This is a genomic window from Sphingopyxis sp. P1IMeth2 (genome assembly GCF_900185685.1).
GTDB classification, from domain to species: Bacteria; Pseudomonadota; Alphaproteobacteria; order Sphingomonadales; family Sphingomonadaceae; genus Sphingopyxis; species Sphingopyxis terrae_A.
The window spans coordinates 442,597-461,237 of the sequence record NZ_FYAT01000012.1; the positions used below are offsets into that span (position 1 = coordinate 442,597).

Annotated in this window: 18 protein-coding genes and 1 tRNA gene; 7 read left to right on the forward strand and 12 right to left on the reverse strand. The window is 65.1% G+C overall.

Annotated elements, in window-relative coordinates:
- Positions 1 to 49: 49 nt before the first annotated feature.
- Positions 50 to 1,264 (reverse strand): hypothetical protein, encoded by a 1,215-nt coding sequence (locus tag P1IM2_RS08905; protein WP_186402219.1) that lies wholly within the window; start codon positions 1,262 to 1,264, stop codon positions 50 to 52.
- Between the two features lie 232 nt (positions 1,265 to 1,496).
- Between P1IM2_RS08905 and gyrA the strand changes: the two genes are divergently transcribed.
- Both gyrA and P1IM2_RS08915 read left to right on the forward strand, forming a co-directional pair.
- Positions 1,497 to 4,262: a DNA gyrase subunit A gene (gyrA, locus tag P1IM2_RS08910; RefSeq protein WP_260833965.1), complete on the forward strand. Its 2,766-nt coding sequence runs from the start codon at positions 1,497 to 1,499 to the stop codon at positions 4,260 to 4,262.
- The gene (locus P1IM2_RS08915; RefSeq protein ID WP_058811416.1) at positions 4,259 to 4,567 is read left to right on the forward strand and encodes a DUF952 domain-containing protein; all 309 of its coding nucleotides are present in this window, start codon (positions 4,259 to 4,261) and stop codon (positions 4,565 to 4,567) included. Before gyrA ends, P1IM2_RS08915 begins: the two co-directional genes overlap by 4 nt.
- 21 nt (positions 4,568 to 4,588) lie before the next feature.
- On the opposite strand, the gene P1IM2_RS08920 is transcribed toward P1IM2_RS08915, so the two are convergent.
- The gene (locus P1IM2_RS08920) at positions 4,589 to 5,380 is read right to left on the reverse strand and encodes an SDR family oxidoreductase (protein ID WP_062902648.1); all 792 of its coding nucleotides are present in this window, start codon (positions 5,378 to 5,380) and stop codon (positions 4,589 to 4,591) included.
- A gap of 118 nt (positions 5,381 to 5,498) precedes the next feature.
- Here P1IM2_RS08920 and P1IM2_RS08925 point away from each other — a divergent pair, with 118 nt between their 5' ends.
- The 4 genes from P1IM2_RS08925 (at position 5,499) to P1IM2_RS08940 (ending at position 10,386) form a co-directional block, all read left to right on the forward strand.
- Positions 5,499 to 6,365 carry an alpha/beta fold hydrolase gene (locus P1IM2_RS08925; protein ID WP_186402220.1) on the forward strand — a complete coding sequence of 289 codons (867 nt, stop codon included), beginning with the start codon at positions 5,499 to 5,501 and terminating at the stop codon, positions 6,363 to 6,365.
- Between the two features lie 45 nt (positions 6,366 to 6,410).
- Positions 6,411 to 7,139 (forward strand): energy transducer TonB, encoded by a 729-nt coding sequence (locus P1IM2_RS08930; RefSeq protein ID WP_260833966.1) that lies wholly within the window; start codon positions 6,411 to 6,413, stop codon positions 7,137 to 7,139.
- A 149-nt stretch (positions 7,140 to 7,288) separates the two neighbouring features.
- Entirely contained in the window at positions 7,289 to 9,646 is a 2,358-nt protein-coding gene (locus P1IM2_RS08935; RefSeq protein ID WP_186402222.1) for a TonB-dependent receptor, read from the forward strand.
- 56 nt (positions 9,647 to 9,702) lie between these two features.
- On the forward strand, positions 9,703 to 10,386 hold the full coding sequence (locus P1IM2_RS08940; protein WP_062902651.1) for a Fe2+-dependent dioxygenase: 684 nt from the start codon (positions 9,703 to 9,705) through the stop codon (positions 10,384 to 10,386).
- Positions 10,387 to 10,399: 13 nt separating this feature from the next.
- Here the strand turns inward: P1IM2_RS08940 and P1IM2_RS08945 are convergent, their stop codons facing one another.
- The 5 genes from P1IM2_RS08945 to P1IM2_RS08965 form a co-directional block, all read right to left on the reverse strand.
- Positions 10,400 to 11,347: an FAD:protein FMN transferase gene (locus P1IM2_RS08945; RefSeq protein ID WP_186402223.1), complete on the reverse strand. Its 948-nt coding sequence runs from the start codon at positions 11,345 to 11,347 to the stop codon at positions 10,400 to 10,402.
- 11 nt (positions 11,348 to 11,358) lie between these two features.
- The gene (locus P1IM2_RS08950; RefSeq protein ID WP_186402224.1) at positions 11,359 to 12,189 is read right to left on the reverse strand and encodes a DUF4198 domain-containing protein; all 831 of its coding nucleotides are present in this window, start codon (positions 12,187 to 12,189) and stop codon (positions 11,359 to 11,361) included.
- Positions 12,190 to 12,206: 17 nt separating this feature from the next.
- Positions 12,207 to 12,737 carry a DUF2271 domain-containing protein gene (locus tag P1IM2_RS08955; protein ID WP_062902654.1) on the reverse strand — a complete coding sequence of 177 codons (531 nt, stop codon included), beginning with the start codon at positions 12,735 to 12,737 and terminating at the stop codon, positions 12,207 to 12,209.
- A 9-nt stretch (positions 12,738 to 12,746) separates the two neighbouring features.
- Complete coding sequence (locus P1IM2_RS08960; protein WP_186402225.1) at positions 12,747 to 13,388, reverse strand: PepSY-associated TM helix domain-containing protein; 642 nt, start codon at positions 13,386 to 13,388, stop codon at positions 12,747 to 12,749.
- A gap of 141 nt (positions 13,389 to 13,529) precedes the next feature.
- Positions 13,530 to 13,619 (reverse strand) — tRNA-Ser (locus P1IM2_RS08965).
- Between the two features lie 238 nt (positions 13,620 to 13,857).
- On the opposite strand from P1IM2_RS08965, the gene P1IM2_RS08970 reads away from it, so the two are divergent.
- On the forward strand, positions 13,858 to 14,628 hold the full coding sequence (locus P1IM2_RS08970; RefSeq protein ID WP_186402226.1) for a DUF1134 domain-containing protein: 771 nt from the start codon (positions 13,858 to 13,860) through the stop codon (positions 14,626 to 14,628).
- A gap of 108 nt (positions 14,629 to 14,736) precedes the next feature.
- Here the strand turns inward: P1IM2_RS08970 and P1IM2_RS08975 are convergent, their stop codons facing one another.
- Genes P1IM2_RS08975 through petA form a run of 5 tightly spaced genes read right to left on the reverse strand, consistent with a single transcriptional unit; the run spans position 14,737 to position 18,450 of the window.
- Complete coding sequence (locus P1IM2_RS08975) at positions 14,737 to 15,111, reverse strand: hypothetical protein (protein ID WP_186402227.1); 375 nt, start codon at positions 15,109 to 15,111, stop codon at positions 14,737 to 14,739.
- Between the two features lie 48 nt (positions 15,112 to 15,159).
- Positions 15,160 to 15,714: an adenine phosphoribosyltransferase gene (locus P1IM2_RS08980; RefSeq protein WP_186402228.1), complete on the reverse strand. Its 555-nt coding sequence runs from the start codon at positions 15,712 to 15,714 to the stop codon at positions 15,160 to 15,162.
- 37 nt (positions 15,715 to 15,751) lie between these two features.
- The gene (locus P1IM2_RS08985; protein ID WP_003050484.1) at positions 15,752 to 16,564 is read right to left on the reverse strand and encodes a cytochrome c1; all 813 of its coding nucleotides are present in this window, start codon (positions 16,562 to 16,564) and stop codon (positions 15,752 to 15,754) included.
- A gap of 31 nt (positions 16,565 to 16,595) precedes the next feature.
- Positions 16,596 to 17,879: a cytochrome b gene (locus P1IM2_RS08990; RefSeq protein ID WP_062902658.1), complete on the reverse strand. Its 1,284-nt coding sequence runs from the start codon at positions 17,877 to 17,879 to the stop codon at positions 16,596 to 16,598.
- A 13-nt stretch (positions 17,880 to 17,892) separates the two neighbouring features.
- Positions 17,893 to 18,450, reverse strand: a complete 558-nt coding sequence (petA, locus tag P1IM2_RS08995) for a ubiquinol-cytochrome c reductase iron-sulfur subunit (protein ID WP_003050479.1) — start codon at positions 18,448 to 18,450, stop codon at positions 17,893 to 17,895.
- Positions 18,451 to 18,641: the final 191 nt, after the last annotated feature.

The following is an 18,641-nucleotide window of genomic DNA, read 5'->3' on the forward strand; positions in this document are numbered from 1 at the left end:
CGGATAGCAGCATGTCGTTAATAGGCATTAAACCTTGAAGGCCTTTGTTCTACTTGGCCTCCGGTCGCCGCGCGAGGCGCATCCAGAGCAAAATCTGGAACAGCGCCAACAGCGGAAGGATCGCGAACATCAGCGGCGCCGCGCCGAAAACCAGCGCGGGGGCGAGCATGATCCATGCCTGATCGGCGTCGGGAAGCAGCCAGTGAAAGCGCCGCTTTTCGCCCGCATCCTCATAGAGCAGGCGCGCGAGCAGGATCGTCGCGGCAAGGCATGGTGCAAGCGCCGCTTCCGAAAAGCGCGGCATCGCGTGCCCCGCCCCGCCGAGCGAGAGCAGCCAGGGAAAGGCCGCCAGCAACAGCCACGCAAAACTGCGGATGGTCGCGCGTACCCGGTCGTGCGCCGCGCTCTGGGCGCGAAAGGAGGCAAGAAAGCGCATCGCGGCGAGGCAGAGGCCGCCGAACACCGCGACGAGCGCCCCCGCCGCCGCCAGCCCGCTCGCGGCGAGCAGCGCAACGCCGATCCAGAGCAGCGCGGTGACATAGGGCAGATAGCGCGCAGTTTTCGGCGATCGCACGAGCAGCGGCCCCGCAAGCCGGATCAACGGCATCATGACCGCCGAGCGGCCGAGCCCCATGCCGCCATAATCGACCTGTTGCAGGCTCGATTGCTCGATCAGCGCTGCCGTCGGCCGGTCGGTGACGATCGCGATGTCGCCCTGTTCGAACAGCGCGGGTTCGCAATAGAGGCGGCGCGCGCCGGTCTGCACCGCCATGCGCAGCAGCGTCAGCATTACGTCCCACTCGCCGGGCATCTCGGCGAGATCGCGCACCATCGCATCCGAAATACAGGCAAGCCCGCCCCAGCGCCGGGTCGCGTCGATGCGTTCGAACCCCTGCGTCAGCAGCGTATCGGCGGTGACGAGGATCGCCGGCGAACCGGGCTTGGCGATCGCGGCATAATGGGCGCTGCCCGCGCGCAAACCGTCGGCGACGAGGATGATGCGATCGTCGCCCTCGACCAGCGCCATCAGGTCGCTCGCCTCGCGCACCGGCGTCACCTTCATCCCGCGGCGGCGGATCCGGTCGCACGTTGCCAGCAGGTCGGCCGGCACCGCCGCGACGGCCACGGCGATATGCGTGACCCCGACGTCGGCAAGCCGCGCCGCCTGCCGCTCGATCAGTGTCTCGCCCGCAATCGCGACGAGCGCGCGCAGGCCGCCGTCGGGCAGCATTTCGCTGGCGCCGACCAGCGCGATCAAGGCCATCGGCGCCCCCCATTTGCAGCACAGCTCATCGCCGCCGACCTTTAGGCGCGAAGGATCGATTGGCAAGCGATCATCTGCGCAAGCACCGCCATGACGTCATCCTTCCCGCCCCGCGCAAAAACGTTGCCGAGCCACGAAAAAATCACGCTGAAAGGCACCGAATCGCTGGCAAAGACACCGGTCATGGGCTAGGCCCGAAGCATCTCCCGATAGCGCAACAGAAGGCCGGGCTTTGACCGAAGAAAATACGCATTTGCCGCCGTCCGACGACGGCATTTCGCCGATCAACATCGTCGACGAAATGAAGACGTCTTACCTCGATTACGCGATGAGCGTAATCGTCAGCCGCGCGCTGCCCGACGTGCGCGACGGGTTGAAGCCGGTGCATCGCCGCATCCTCTACGCGGCGCAGGAAGGCGGCTTCATTCCCGGCCGCCCCTACAAGAAATCGGCGAAAATCGTTGGCGACGTCATGGGTAACTACCACCCGCACGGCGACAGCGCGATCTACGACGCTCTCGCCCGCATGACGCAGGACTGGTCGCTCCGCGTGCCGCTGATCGACGGCCAGGGCAATTTCGGCTCGATGGACCCCGATCCGCCGGCGTCGATGCGCTATACCGAAGCGCGCCTTGCCAAGACCGCGATGGTGCTGCTGAACGACCTCGACAAGGATACCGTCGACTTCCAGCCCAACTACGACGCGAGCCGCGAAGAGCCGACGGTGCTCCCGGCGCGTTTCCCGAACCTTCTCGTCAACGGCGCGGGCGGCATCGCGGTCGGCATGGCGACCAACATCCCGCCGCACAATCTTGGCGAAGTCGTCGATGCGACGCTCGCGATGATCGACCGCCAGCTCGAGGGCGGTCCGGACATCACCCTCGAAGAACTGATGGCGATCGTCCCTGGCCCCGATTTCCCAACCGGCGCGATGATGCTCGGCCAGGGCGGCGCGCGCAACGCCTATGCCACCGGCCGCGGCTCGATCATGATGCGTGCGACGCATATCATCGAGGAAGGCAGGAACGACCGCCAATCGATAGTTCTGACGTCCATTCCTTTTCAGGTCGGCAAGTCGGGACTCGTCGAGAAGATCGCCGAGGCGGCGCGCGACAAGCGCATCGAGGGCGTCGCCGACATCCGCGACGAATCGAACCGCGAGGGCGTTCGCGTCGTTATCGAGCTGAAGCGCGACGCCACCGCCGAGGTCGTCCTGAACCAGCTCTGGCGCCACACCCCGGCGCAGTCGAGCTTCCCCGCGAACATGCTCGCGATCCGTGGCGGCCGCCCTGAAATGATGGGGCTGAAGGATATTCTTTCGGCCTTCATCGCCTTCCGCGAAGAGGTCATCACCCGCCGCTGCAAATTCGAACTCGCCAAGGCGCGCGACCGGGCGCACATCTTGCTCGGCCTTGTCGTCGCGGTCAGCAATCTCGACGAGGTTGTGCGCATCATCCGCGGCTCGAACTCGCCCGCAGCGGCCCGCGAAGCGCTGCTCGCGCGCGAATGGCCGATCGGCGAAATCGCGCCCTATATCCGCCTCGTCGAAGCGATCGAGGGCGAGATGGAGGACACCGCGACCTATCGTCTTTCCGAAATTCAGGTGAAGGCGATCCTTGACCTCCGCCTGCATCGTCTGACCGCGCTCGGTCGAGACGAAATCGGCAAGGAACTCGGCGAGTTGGCGACCGAGATTGAGGAACTGCTTTCGATCCTCGCCGACCGCGTCAAACTCTATGGCGTGATGCGGGAAGAGCTGGTCGCGGTGCGCGACGAATTCGCCACCCCGCGCAAGACGCTCGTCGCCCCCGCCGCCGATGGCATCGACGACGAGGATCTGATCGAGCGCGAGGAGATGGTCGTTACCGTCACCCTCGACGGCTATATCAAGCGCACCCCGCTCGACACCTTCCGCGCCCAGCGTCGCGGCGGCAAGGGCCGCGCCGGCATGGCGACGAAGGACGAGGATGTCGTCACCGAATTGTTCGTCACCTCGACGCACACGCCGGTGCTGTTCTTCTCCACCGCGGGCAAGGTCTATCGCATGAAGGTATGGCGCCTGCCCGAAGGCGGGCCGGCCACGCGCGGCCGACCTATGATCAACCTGCTCCCGCTGGCGCAGGGCGAGACGATCTCGACCGTCCTCCCATTGCCCGAGGACGAGGGTGAATGGGGCAAGCTCCACGTCATGTTCGCGACCGCGAAGGGGAGCGTGCGTCGCAACAGCATGGACGCTTTCACCAACGTTCCGTCGAACGGCAAAATCGCGATGAAGTTCGAAGGCGAGGACGAAGACGACCGCTTGATCGGCGTCGCGCTGCTGGACGAAAGCGACGATGTGCTGCTCGCGACGCGGCAAGGCAAGGCGATCCGCTTCGCCGGTGACGATGTGCGCGAATTCCAGAGCCGTAATTCGACCGGCGTGCGCGGTATGCGTCTGGCGGACGGCGACGAGGTGATCTCGCTCTCGATCCTCCACCGCGTCGGCACCAGCAGCGAGGAGCGCGAAGCCTATCTGCGCGCCGCCCCGTGGAAAGACAATGAAAACGCGCCGACGCTGCCGGTCGACCGGATGGACGAGCTCGCCGCACGCGAACAGTTCATCCTGACGATCTGCGCCAACGGCTATGGCAAGCTGTCCTCCGCCTATGAATATCGCCGCACCGGTCGCGGCGGCCAGGGGATCACCAATATCGACAATATCGGCCGCAACGGCCCCGTCGTGGCGAGCTTCCCGGCAACGCAGGCGCATCAGCTGATGCTCGTGACCGATCAGGCGAAGCTCATTCGCATGGGGCTCGACAGCCTGCGCGTCATCGGCCGCGGATCGGCGGGCGTGCGGCTGTTCGACGTTGCCAAGGACGAACATGTCGTATCGGCGGCGCTGATCGAGGATAGCGAGGACGAAGCACTCGATGCGGCCGACGCCCCGGCGGAGGCAACGGAAGCGGTCGCCGGCGGGACCACCGACGCGGGACCGGACGGCGCCGGCGAATGACCGCCGGCACCGCCTTCAAGGTGCTGACCGCCGACCAGTGGATGGATTTCGAGCGCGAAGGCCTGTTCCACGGCGCCCCCGTGGACCATGCCGACGGCTATATCCACATGTCGACCGCCGAGCAGCTTGCCGAAACGCTCGCCAAACATTTTGCCGGGCAGCAGGGGCTGGTGATCGCCGAGGTCGACCTCGCGCAGCTCGGCAAGGCGGTGCGCTGGGAAGAGTCGCGCGGCGGCCAGCTTTTCCCACACCTGTACGGCACGTTGCCGATGACGGCGGTCATCCGGGTCGAGAGCCGCGACTGACGGCAGCGCTCGCGGCGAGCCTCAGGCCATGCCGCGCGCCAGGTCGAGCCGCGATGCGTCGCCCACCTGGCTACCGCCATCGCAGTCGAGGATCGTTCCGGTGATATAGCTCGCGGCGGGCGAGCAGAGAAAAACCGCCGATTCGGCGACCTCCGAAACCTTGCCCCAGCGCTTCATCGCGATGCGGGCATAATGCGCCTCGCGCGTCGCGTCGTCGGGCGCGAGCCGTTTCATGCCCTCGGTGTCGGCGATCGGTCCCGGCGAGATGCCGTTGACGCGCACATCGGGGCCCCATTCGAGCGCCAGCACCCGCACGAGCTGGTTGATCCCCGCCTTCGCCGCACAGGCATGCGCCTGCAGCGCCGAGGCATTGACCGCCTGCCCTGCGGTGATCGCGATCAGCGAGGCACCCGGCTTGTTGAGCAGATCGTGGCAGCCGCGAAACACGTTGAAGGTGCCATTGAGATCGATATCGACCACGGTGCGAAAGGCGTTGGCCGACATGCCGAGCACCGGCGCGAGGAAATTGCCCGCGGCGCCCGATATGACGATGTCCATCGGGCCGAACTTGTCCGCGACCGTCTCCATCACCCCGCGAATCGCGCCATAATCGCGCACATCGCCCGACAGCCCGATCGCGTCATGGCCGATTTCGTCGGCGGCGCGGCGCGCCTTGTCGGGATCGCGCCCCGCGACGGCAACGCGCGCGCCCAATTCGGCAAAACGCTTGGCAATGCCAAGGTTGATGCCGCTCGTGCCGCCCGCGACGAAAGCGGTCTTGCCGGCGAGCAGATTGTCGCGAAAACTGGTCATGGCCTCACTCTTCCCTTCGCTGTTTCAGCGCCTTCGCCCCGCGCCGCCGCCCCATGCGGGGTTGACGGATCGGATTCGGTCGCCTTTTGAAACGCAACCAGACAGCAAGGATGATCAGATGGCAAGTGGCCCCACGTCGCACTCCTACATCTCGCAGCGGTTGAAGCTGCACTATGTCGATTGGGGCAATGCCGACGCGCCGCCCTTGCTTCTCGTGCATGGCGGGCGCGATCATTGCCGCAACTGGGACTGGGTCGCCGAAAAGCTGCGCGATCGCTATCATGTCATCGCGCCCGACCTGCGCGGCCATGGCGACAGCGCCTGGTCGCCCGACGGCAATTACGACATGGACGCCTTCGTCTATGACCTGGCGCAGCTCATCCACCAGCTCGATTTGTCGCCGGTGACGATCGTGTCGCATTCGATGGGCGGCAATGTCGCATTGCGCTACACCGGGCTCTATCCGGACACCGTATCCAAGCTCGTCGCGATCGAGGGGCTTGGCCCCTCGCCCAAGCTGATCGCCGAACGCCTCGCAACCCCGGTCGCCGACCGGTTCCGCAAATGGATCGACGACAAACGACAGGCGGCGGGCCGTTCGCCGCGCCGTTATCCGACGCTCGACGATGCGCTGGCGCGGATGATGGGCGAAAATGCCTATCTGACCCCCGAACAGGCGCGTCACCTGACCATCCACGGCGTCAGCCGCAACGAGGATGGGACGTGGAGCTGGAAGTTCGACAATTATCTCAACATCTGGTCGGTTTTCGATCTGTCGCACGACGAAATCGCGTCGCTGTGGGCGGAAATCACATGCCCGACGCTACTGCTCTATGGCGCCAACAGCTGGGCGTCGAACCCGGCGAAGGACGGTCGGATCGCACATTTCAAGTCCGCGCAGGTCATCGAGTTCGAGAACGCCGGCCACTGGCTGCACCACGACCAGTTCGAGCGGTTCATGTCCACGCTAGACGATTTCCTTTAATATTGGCCCCGAAGCCGCGCGATGGGCGCGCGCCGGGATCGGGCGATGGCATATAGCGGACAGCTTCCGGCGCGGCAGCGCGCCCTGGCAGGCGGCGGCGCGGCCCTGGCCGCGCTGCTGGTCGGCTCGGCGCTCGTCAGCAGCCTCGACATTGCGGTAATCCGCAAGGCCGGCGAGGCGATCAGCGCCATCGCGCTCCCCGCACCGAAACCTCCGCCGACACCCGCGACCCCCGCTCCGGCGAAAAGCGACGCGGCGAGCGGCAAGGCGTCGGCGGCGAACCGCTTTGCCAAGGCCGCGGCGGTCGCAGCGCCCAAGCCCCGGATCGTCCCGCCCGAGCCGCCTCCGGTCGCGGCGGCACCGCAGCCCGGCAGCGGCAGCGATCCATCGGCGGGCGCGACCCCAACCCCGGGCCCCGGATCGGGCGCTGGCGGACGCGGCGACGGCACCGGGTCCGGCGGTGCAGGCAGCGGAACCGGCGGCGGCACGCGCGCCGTGTGGCGCAGCGGAACGATCGAAGATAATGACTATCCCCGTGAGGCGCGCCGCGCGCATATCGGCGGGGTCGTCGAAGTACGCTTCACCATCGAGGCCAGCGGCCGCGTCAGCGGATGCCGGGTCAGCCGATCGAGCGGCGATGCCTCGCTCGATTCGACCACGTGCCGGCTGATCGAGGCGCGCTTTCGCTTCCGGCCCGCGACCAATGCGCGCGGCGAACCCGTCGCCAGCCCTTATGGCTGGCGGCAGAGCTGGTGGCTCGAGCCACGGCGCTAGTCACCGCCCCGCAGGCGTAGCCACACCCCGATCACTACCACCACCTGCGACAAAGTCGCGACATTATCGCGAACGATTCGCATTATTGTTGACTCTGCGAACGACTCTCAATAGCGGACTCCCTACAACAACCATAAGGGGGTAACACCGTGAAGCCTGTTTCTTTCCTCGCTCTCTCCTGCGTCGGCAGCCTCGTCAGCGCGCCCGCGCTTGCCGCGACCGCCGACGATGCGCAGGATGCGCCCGGCTATCGGGAAAATATCATCGTCACCGGCACCAATGGCGTCGCGGTGGAAACGCCCAAATCGACCGCGCCGATCGTCGACACGCCGCAGACGGTGACCGTGGTGTCGGAGGAACAGATCAGGCAGCAGAATCTGCTCACGCTGCGCGACGCGCTTTCGACGATTCCGGGCATCACCTTCGGCGCGGGCGAAGGCGGCGGCGGCTATGGCGATTCGATCAACCTGCGCGGCTATTCGGCGAGCAACGACATCACCTTCGACGGCGTGCGCGACAGCGCACAATACAGCCGGACCGACCCGTTCAACCTCCAGCAGATCGAAGTCTACAACGGCGCCAACTCGGTCTTCAACGGATCGGGCAGCGTCGGCGGGACGATCAATCTCGTCAGCAAGATTCCCTTCGCGCGCGATGCGACGACGGTGCAGGCCGCGGTAGGCACCGACAATTATTATCGGGCGGCGGTCGACAGCAACTGGCGACTCAGCGAGCTGATCGCGGTGCGCCTCAACGCCATGTATCATGAAAATGACGTGCCCGGCCGCGACGTCGAATCCTATCAGCGCTGGGGCGTGGCGCCATCGATCACCATCGGCGTCGACAGCGACACCAGCCTGACCCTCGCCTATATTCACCAGGATGATGACAACACGCCGATCTATGGCGTCCCCTATTTCCTGAGCGGCGTGAACGATGGCCCGCTGCCGGGGGTCGATGACAGCTCCTATTTCGGCATCGTCAATCTGGACGAACAGAAGACCAAGGTCGACCGCTTCACCGCAACCTTCCGCCACGCGTTCAGCGATGCCGTGTCGATCCGTAACCTCACGCGTTGGCAGCGCGTCCACCAAGATAGCCAGACGAGCGCGCCGCAGGGTGTCTTCTGCCTGGCCAGCGGCCTGCAGCCGATCGGTGCGGCGCCCGATGCGACCGTCGGCGTCCCCTGCCCCAGCGGCCAGGATATGCCGGGCAATTATTACCCCGCCGGACCGCGCGGACTGGTCCGCGATCAGCTAAACGAACTGCTCTACAACCAGACCGACCTCACCATCGTCAGCGGTACCAAGGGCGGCATCCACAACACGCTGGTCATCGGCGGCTCGCTGAGCCAGGAGGATTATTCGATCGAGGTTGCGCAATTGCTGCGCAACGCGGGCGGCGCCACGCCCAATCCCGTGCAGGGACCGATCAGCTTGTCGAACCCCGACACCTATTGGTCGGGCCCGGTCAATTATGTCCGCACCGGCAACAGCTATGGCGATACGCGCGGCTGGGCGATTTACGCCTTCGACACGCTCGAGCTGTCGCCGATGTTCGAACTGAACGCCGGGCTGCGCTATGAAAATTCGCGCGCCAAATTCCGCGCGGACACCATAACGACGCCCGCAACCGGCGCGGTCTACACCCGCGGCGCCGACCAGATAAGCGACGAAAATCTCTTTTCCTATCGCGTCGGCGCGGTGTTCCACCCGGTCGAAAATGTCAGCCTCTATGCTGCCTATGGCAACAGCAAGACGCCGTCGTCGGCGACGGTCCGGCTCGGCTGCGGCACCAATTGCGATGTCGCGCCCGAAAGCGGCCGCACTTACGAGATCGGGGCGAAGGCCGAGCTCATGGACAAGAAGCTGCTGCTCACCGCCGCTCTGTTCCGTAACGAACGCAGCAATTACCGCGTGCCGTCGAACGACGCCTCACTGCCCAGCTCGCTGCAGGTGCTCGACGGCAAGTCGCGCGTCGACGGCTTCGCGCTCGGCCTGACCGGCGCGATCACGCCCAACTGGTCGATCTTCGCCAATTACACCTATCTCGACGGAACGGTGCGGCAGAGCGTGTCGGACTATTGCATCGCCAACCCCGGCGGCGGCACCTGCACCAACAGCGCCGCGCTGCCCGATCCGCAGGCGGGCGACCGGCTGATCCAGACCCCGAAACATTCGGGCAGCCTGTTCACCACCTACACGCTGCCGTTCGGGCTGCAGATTGGCTATGGCCTGACCTATCAGGGCAGCTTTGCGACCAGCCAGCGCAACATGGCGCAGCGCTCGCAATATTTCGTCGACGATTATCTGATCCACCGCGCGTTCGTGTCCTATGAATTCGGCAACGGCCTGGTGGCGCAGCTCAATGTGTCGAACCTGACCAACGAGGATTATTACACCGGCGTGCGCAACAATGTGAACAGCACCACCGGCATCGTCACCGGCGGCTGGGCGACGCCCGGCGAGGAACGCTCGGCGGTCCTCAGCCTCTTCTACAAATTCTGATTGCAACCCCGGGCGCGGCGATTGCCGCGCCCGGGCTTTTCGGCTTAGTAACGCGCATGATCCGCATCATTCCCGACCTCATCGATGCCGAGGGCGTCAAGGCGCTCCGCACCATCCTCGACCGCGCCGACTGGATCGACGGCAACGAGACGTCGGGACCGCAGGCGGCACTGGCCAAGCGCAACCAGCAGCTTCCCGAATTCGGCGACGCGGCGGTCGAGGCGGGCCGAATGGTGATCGACGCGCTCGGCCGCTCGCCGCTGTTCATGGCGGCGGCGCTGCCGCTCAAAATCTATCCGCCTTTCTTCAATCGCTATTCGGGCGGCGAGGCGTTCGGCGATCATATCGACAATGCCGTGCGGATGCGCCGCGGCACCGATTTCCGGATTCGCAGCGACCTGTCGGCGACGCTGTTTCTGGCCGACCCAGACAGCTATGAAGGTGGAGGCCTGGTCATCGACGGCATGGCCGATGCGCCCGGCGTCAAGCTCCCCGCCGGCCACCTCATCCTCTATCCGTCGAGCACCGTTCACCGCGTCGAACCGGTCACGGGCGGCGTCCGTGTCGCCAGTTTCATGTGGATTCAGTCGATGATCCGCGATCAGGCGCAGCGCAACCTGCTGTTCGACCTCGACCTGGGGGTTCAGGGCGCCGCCGCGGCAATGGGTCAGGGCGATCCGACCGTCGTCCGTCTGACCGGCGTCTATCACAATCTGCTGCGCCAATGGGCCGACGCCTGAAGGCCTGGCGTTCCTAATCCAGCATCGCGCGCCACTCACGCGAGACATATTCGCGGCCGTCCGCGATCATCTGCATCGCAAGACCCTGCGCATCGGCAAGCGCCATGCCCTGCTCAGGACCAACGACGGTGAGCGCGGTCGCCCAGCCGTCGGCGATCATGCAGCTGCGATGCACCACCGTCACCGATGCCACGCCGTTGACGAGCGGGCGCCCGCTGCGCGGATCGAAGCTGTGCGAATAATGGCGGCAGCCGTCGGTAAAGCCGCGCCGGTAATTGCCCGAGGTCGCGACCGACAGGTCGTGTAGCGCGAGCCGCCAGGGCGCGAGCGACTGGCCGGGCGGCGGCTCGACATCGACCCACCAGGGCTGTGCGTCGGGCTGCAGCCCCTCGCCGCGCAATTCGCCCCCGACTTCGATCAGGAAATGGCGCACCCCGCTCGCGAGCAGCTGCTCGGCAGCAAGATCGGCGCCGAATCCCTTGGCGATCCCCGACAGGTCGAGCGCCGCCCCCGTCCCGCGCCGGACGCGCGCCGCCGCGGCATCGAAGGCAATGTCAGGCGGTGCATCGGGCGGTGCGATCTCGGGCACCGCAGCGACCGGCCCCGCCGCACCGAAGCCCCAGCGTTCGGTCAGCAGCCCCAGCGCCGGATTGAACGCGCCGCCGCTCGCTTCGGCGATCGCGGTCGCCGCAGCCATCACGCGCGCAAATTCGGGCGGGATCGCGTGCCATTCCCCCGCGGGCGCGCGGTTCAGGCGCGACAGGTCCGATTCCGCTTCCCACTGGCTCATCTGCCGCACGACGCGATCGAGCGCGCGCCGGACGCTTTCGCCCGCCGAAGCCGGTGCGTCGACCGCCTGCAACGACCAGCTCGTGCCCATTGTCCGTCCCGAAAAGCTCCGGACCGGCACCCCCGGACGGCGCGCCGCAAAGGCGGCGGGCGTCAGCGCCCGGGGGATCAATATCCGGTCGGTCAGGGCGCCATGACCTCGAGCGTCGTCACATAGCTTGCGCGGCGGGCAAGCGGCGGCGGGCCGCCCGCGCCCTCTTCGCGCTCCGCCTGCGGCGTGGTGACGTTGAGCCAGTACATACCCGGTTCGAGCCAGCTGATCGCGACCTTGCCGTCAGCACCGGTCTTGAGGACCATCTGGCCCAGCTGGTCGCGGTAGCGGATACCGCCCGGGATCACCGTGACGGGCAGGCCCGCCGCGGGCTTGCCGTCGAGCAGGAACTGAAAGGTCGCGGTTTCGCCCGCGAACAGATCATTGGGGTGCGTCACCGGTACCAGCTCGATCCCCTTGCCGGTCGGGGCGAACAGCGTCGTCGTCGGCTCACCCACCGTCACGAAAATCTCGTTGCGGTTGTTCGCCTCGGCGGTTCGCACATTGGTCGCCCCGGCGGGCAGGCGCTCGGCCAGATTGGCCGCCGTCGTCCCGCGCGGCAGGCGTTCGGTCTTGCCGTCCAGATCATAGCTTCCCATCAGCATGTCGGCGACCGAGGCGATGCGCCACGTCCCCTTCTGCGTCAGATGAACGTCGAAGGTGCTGCGATAGCGGCCGGTCGCCTTGTTCGCGATCGGCGCTTCGCTGCCGTCGGGCGCCCATGCCTTCATCGCGTCGAGCCGCAGCGGCTGATGCTCGAAATAGAACAGGTCGTTCGAAACGGCGGCATCGACCGTCACCCACGCATCGTCGCCCGACAGCACGGTCGAGGACGGCAGCATCCATTGGCGGTGCGCCTGCGCGGGCGCTGCGGCGAAAAGGGCCAGCGCGGCACTCGCGGCGATCAGCAATCGGGTCTTCATGATCGGTCCTCTCTGGATCAACGGAAGGAAATCGAAACGGTGCCAAGTTCGGCCTTGCCCGCCGCGCGCCCCCCGGCGCCGGCCTTGGCGGGCCAGCGGAACGGAATGCGCAGCAACTCGCGCCCGCCGACTTCGCGCGCAGCCTCGATCACCAGGACATAGTCGCCGGACGCCTGCGCGCCGAGCTGCGCGCGGCTGAAGGATATCCTGTGCGTGCCCGGCGCGCGCGTCGCACCCGTCACGCCATTGGCCGGAAAACGCATCGAACGGCCCGAGGCGCGCCACCACTGCCGCACGTCGCGCAGCCATTTGGTGCCCTCGTTATTCTTCATGTCATGGTCGTACCAGATCGCGACGGTCCTCGCGGGCGCGCCGGCCTTCTCTACCCAGATGGCGACATAGGGCCGATGATATTCGGCGACCTTGATCTGCGGGATAGTGACGCTGACCTCCATCATCCCCGGATCGGCGGCGAGCGCCGGCGCCGACAGCGCCGCGCCCAGCCCCAGCGAGGCGCCGGTCAGGACGGATCGAAACTCGGTTTGCATGGCATCTCCTTAATGGATGAAGAGGATCGCGATGGTGGCGGGGATCGCCACCCCCGCGCCGACGAGCGGCCAGGTGCTCTTGCGCTTGGCCGAATGAAGCTGAAGCAGCACAAGCCCGGTCAGCGCGAACACCAGGCAGGCAAAGGCGAATATGTCGATGAACAGGCTCCACGCGCCGCCCGAATTGCGCCCTTTGTGCAGATCGTTGAGATAGGAAATCCAGCCGCGGTCGGTGATTTCCGCGGTGGCGGCGCCCGTCGCGCGATCGATCGCGACCCAGGCATCGCCGCCGGGACGCGGCGCGGCCATGTAGACCTCGTCGGCGGACCATTCGGCTTCGCCCGCACGGACCGGAAAATTCGCCTCGACCCACGCCGCAACCGGCGCGGGGAGCGTCCTCTTGCCGTCCGCCGGGTCCGCCGCCGCCAGCGCTTCGAGCAGCGGCGCCGGCAATTGCGCGCTACGCTCGGCGACGCGCGGTGCCCCCTCTATATCGGCGGCATGGTTCAGCGTGAAACCGGTGATCGCGAACAACAGCAGCCCGATCAGGCTGATAGCCGAGCTCATCCAGTGCCACATGTGAAGCTGTTTGAGCCAGAAGGCGCGGCGGCTCTTCTTGGTCGGCGTGTGCGTTGGGGTCGGTGCGTGCATGGAGGAGAGAGGCCCTTGAAATTTGGCCCTCACTATCGCGAACGATTCGCATTTACAATAGATAAGCGGGCGAAATTTGCGCGCATGCCCGCAGCCGCGGGCGACCGCCGCGAGCTGCTCGAGACAGATGGAAGGAAGAGGTGGCGGAGACGGAGGGATTCGAACCCTCGGTACGGTTCCCCGTACGACGCTTTAGCAAAGCGTTGGTTTCAGCCACTCACCCACGTCTCCGCATGGTCTGCCGCGCGAACGGCAGGTTGGCCTGAGCGGGCGCTATAGCCAGACCGATCCCGCCCCGCAACGCCTAACATTGGCCTTTTTGTCACTTATTCCCCTATTGGTCGGTGGAAATGATTCGGTCCGGCGCAAAATCGACTCAAGTCATCGCCCGTTCATTGCCGCGCCGACAGGATGAGTCATGGTTAACCCGGCTTGCGGCGCCCGAAGCCGCCGATTTTTGGGGGATTATATGCGGAATGCGCTCACCAATCTTGCCGTTGCGGCTCTCGCCTCGATCGAGCTGATGCTCGCCGGGCCGGCGGCGCACGCACAGATGACATCGGTCGATCCCAATACGGCGATCGATTCTGACCTCAACAATCCGGCGCCCCCGCCGCCTCCCCCGCCCGCCACGACGACCAGCGACCCGTCGCTCGACAGCGACCTTGCGACCGGTGCCGAACAATATTCGGTCACCTCGCCCGACGCGAGCACGACCACCGCTGCGCCTGCAACCGGAACGACGGCCGCCGATGGCACCACATACAAGGAAGACGATCTGATCGGCGCCGCCGAAGGGGTCTTCGGCAAGGGCGCGCAGGGCCTCGCCGGCCTCATCGAAGATATTCTGAAGAAGCAGGGCGAGCCCAACGCTTATATCGTCGGCCGCGAAGCTGGCGGCGCGCTTGGTATCGGGCTGCGCTACGGATCGGGCACACTGTACCACAAGATCGAGGGTGAACGCCCCGTCTACTGGACCGGTCCCTCGATCGGCTTCGACGCGGGCGCCAATGCCGGCAACACCTTCGTGCTGGTCTACAATCTGTTCGACAGCGAGGATCTCTACAAACGTTATCCGGCGGGCGAAGGCGCCGCCTATCTCATTGGCGGCTTCAATGCGAGCTATCTGCGGCGCGGCGACGTAGTCCTCATCCCGATCCGCGTCGGCGTCGGCGCGCGGCTCGGCGCCAATATCGGCTATATGAAATTCCGCAAAAAACAGAGCTGGGTGCCCTTCTGAAGCACCCGCCACCCCCAAAGGGCGATGGGCCCGCGTCTCCGGACGCGGGCCTTTTTCTTTGAAGGGAAGCCGCGTTGCGGCGCGGTGGGATATGAGTGGAATCGGCCCTTAAGCAGACTCTAGCTCAATCTTTTGATCCGCCTCTCGGGGCACGATCCATCCGAATATCACTGGCACCAAGCTGATGATTGATCCGCCGATGTTGAAAGCTACATGATCCGAAAGATGCCATGTTGGTCCGATGCCAAACTGGAGGATCATCAAAAGCAACCACGCAGTGGATAGCTTCGCATCGCGAAGGCGATGATAAGTCATTATCGTCAGGGCAATCCCGGCAACGACTGCAACGAGAAAGATAAACCACGCGGGAATGCCGATATTTGCCGACGCTAAAGCAACGCCAGTAATTGCTACAAGCGCTGCCGAACCAATCCGATAGCGCGACCTCTCCCCGTAGCGTCTCACATTCATCGGCATCATCAACAGCCTAAGATATGATCCGTCCACTGACCACTTCAACTCCGCCGCACCTCAATCGCCGTCGAAGGCGATCAGCGTTTCGCACGCGAGGCCCGCGGCCTCGAGCCGCTGCGAGCCGCCGAGGTCGGGAAGGTCGATGACGAACAGCGCCGCGGCGACGTCGGCGCCGACGCTGCGCATCAATTCGGCGGTCGCGAGAATGGTCCCGCCGGTGGCGAGCAGATCATCGACCAGCACGACGCGGTGGCCCTCGGTGACGGCGCCTTCGTGCAGCTCGAGCCGGTCGGTGCCATATTCCAGTTCATAGTCGACGCCGATGGTCACGCCGGGCAGCTTGCCGGCTTTGCGCACCGGCACCAGCCCGATACCGAGCGCGGTCGCCATCGCCGCGCCGAACAGAAAACCGCGCGCCTCTATCGCCACGATCAGGTCGGGGCGATAGCGGGCCGCGCGGTCTGCCAGGCGGCGGACGCTTTCGGAAAAGCCCGCCGCGTCGCCGATCAATGTCGTGATGTCGCGAAACTGGATCCCGGGTTTCGGGAAATCGGGGATCGTGCGCACCAGCCCCGAAAGGTCGAGGTCGGGACGCGGCGGAAGGGCGATCATCCTCGACCGCCCTTCGCTATGCCCGCGTCCCCAATCCTCAATGTTCCTTGCCGGCCCAGATGTTCCGGTACGACAGATAGGCAAGGATGGTGAAGATCAGAAGGTAGAGGAACACGGCCCAGCCGGTCCACACGCGCTTCACCAGCTTGGGTTCTGCCGTCCACACAAGGAAGGCGGTCACGTCCTTTGCCATGCTCTTGAGGTCGTTCGGCGAACCGTCCGCGAAGGTCACCTGACCATCGGCCAGCGGCGGTGCCATCGCGAGGTTGAGGTTCGCGAAATAGGGGTTGTAATGCAGGCCGGTCGCCGGCTGCAGTTCCTTCGGCAGGTTCGCCGGCGGGTTCTGGAAGCCGGTGATCAGCGAATAGACGTAATTCTTGCCGTCTTCGCGCGCCTTGGTGATCAGCGAAAGATCGGGCGGCAGCGCATTGTTGTTCGCCGCGCGCGCCGCGGTTTCGTTCGCATAGGGCGCCGGGAAGTGATCCGACGGCAGGCCGGTGCGGGTCGCCGGCTCGCCCGTGTCGGGGTTGATCGACGGGATATTGTCATAGCTTTTGGCAAAGCTCTTCACCTGACCCTCGGTATAGCCGAGTTCGGCGATGTCGCGGAACGCGACGAGATTCAGGCTGTGACAGGCCGAGCATACTTCCTTGTACACCTGCATTCCGCGCTGCAGCTGGGCTTTGTCCCAATGCGGGAACATGCCGTCGCTGGCGAGCGCGAGGTGGCGCGGGTGCTTGTGGAATTCATGCACCGCGTTGGGCTCGTTCGAGAGCGGCGTGGTGAAGATCGCGCACAGCAGCGCCAGGATGAAACCCAGGCCGACGAGAAATCCGAGCGGACGAACCATGGCTGTATCAGCTCCTATAAAAGTCCGGCGCTCAGGCCGTTGCCGGGGCCGACGACGCGTCGGCATTCTTGGCGAGGACCGCCTCGGTGATCGAATTCGGCATCGGAAGCGGCCGTTCGATCCGCGAGATGATCGGCAGGATGATCAGGAAGTGCGCAAAATAATAGGCCGCGCACAGCTGGCTGAGGATCACATAGGGCTGCTCCGCCGGGCTCTTGCCGCAATAGCCCAGGATGAACACGTCGACGACGAGGATCCAGAAGAAGATGCGGTTGAGCGGACGATAGTTCGACGACTTCACCGGCGAGCTGTCGAGCCACGGCAGGAAGAAGAGCAGCGCGATCGCCGCGAACATCGCGATGACGCCCCACAGCTTCGCATCGATCCACAGGAAGTTGAAGGTGAAGGCGCGCAGAATCGCGTAGAACGGCCAGAAATACCATTCGGGAACGATGTGCGCCGGCGTCGAAAGCGGATTCGCCGGGATATAATTGTCCGGGTGACCGAGCAGGTTCGGGCTGAAGAAGGTCAGCGCCACGAAGATCATCAGGAACACGCCGAGGCCGAAACCGTCCTTCGCGGTGTAATAGGGATGGAAGGGGACGGTGTCCTGTTCGTCCTTCACCTCGATACCGGTCGGGTTCGACGAGCCCGGGATATGCAGCGCCCAGATGTGCAGGATGATGACGCCCGCGATCACGAAGGGCAGCAGATAGTGGAGCGAGAAGAAGCGGTTGAGCGCGGCGTTGTCCGGCGCAAAACCGCCGAGCAGCCAGACGCGGATCGGTTCGCCCACGGCGGGTATCGCCGAGAAGAAGCCGGTGATCACCTGCGCGCCCCAGAAGCTCATCTGGCCCCAGGGAAGGACATAGCCCATGAAGGCGGTCGCCATCATCAGGAGGAATATCACGACGCCGAGCAGCCACACCATTTCGCGCGGCGCCTTGTACGAACCGTAATAAAGGCCGCGGAAGATGTGCAGATAGACGACGATGAAGAACATGCTCGCGCCGTTCATATGCGCGTAGCGCAGGAACCAGCCGGCGTTCACGTCGCGCATGATATGCTCGACCGAGTTGAACGCGACGCCCGCATTGGCGGCATAATGCATCGCCAGCACGATGCCGGTGATGATCTGGATCGCGAGCGCGGCCCCGGCGAGGACGCCGAAGTTCCAGAAATAGTTGAGGTTGCGCGGCACCGGATAGCCGGCCCCGATCGCATTATAGACGAGACGCGGCAGCGGCAGCTTCGCGTCGAGCCACTTCATCAGCGGCTGCTGGGGTTCATAGTTCTTGGCCCAGGGAAAGCTCATCTTATCTCGCTCCTCAGCCGATCGTCACGACGGTGTCGCTGTTGAATTCATAAGGCGGCACGAACAGATTCTTCGGCGCCGGGCCTTTGCGGATACGCGCCGCGGTGTCGTAGTGCGAACCGTGGCACGGGCAGAAATAGCCACCATAATCGCCGCGCGGCTCGCCCTCGGCGGCGCCGAGCGGCACGCAGCCCAAGTGGGTGCAGACGCCTAGCGTGATCAGCCAGTTTTCCTTGCCGGGCTTGGTGCGCTCGTCGAGCGTCTGCGGATCGCGCAGATCGCTCAGTGGCACCTTCTTCGCCTCGGCGATTTCGACGGGCGTCAGGTTGCGGACGAACACCGGCTGCTTGCGCCAGCTCGTCTTGATCGCCTGACCCGACTGGATCGCGGAAATGTCGATTTCGGTCGACGAAAGCGCCAGCACGTCCGCTGACGGATTCATCTGGTTCACCAGCGGCAAAACGACGGTGGCCGCACCAACACCCGCGAAGCTGACCGCCGCGATATTGATGAAGTCCCGGCGCCGCACGCCATCCTCGATGCCGGCGTTGAGATTGGATTCACTGGCCATTCGATTGCCCTTGCGCTGGGTGAACTGACAATGGTTCTCGGAAAACTGGCCACCCCGTTTTACGCGCGCAAAGCGTCGCAAATCCCGGCGGCCCCTCCGGGAATTGCGGGCCTGATAGCCGCACACAACAGCCTTGCCAACAGGCAATTTCCGCTTTGTGACCGCTATGTTGCCCCCTCTCGATTCCGCAA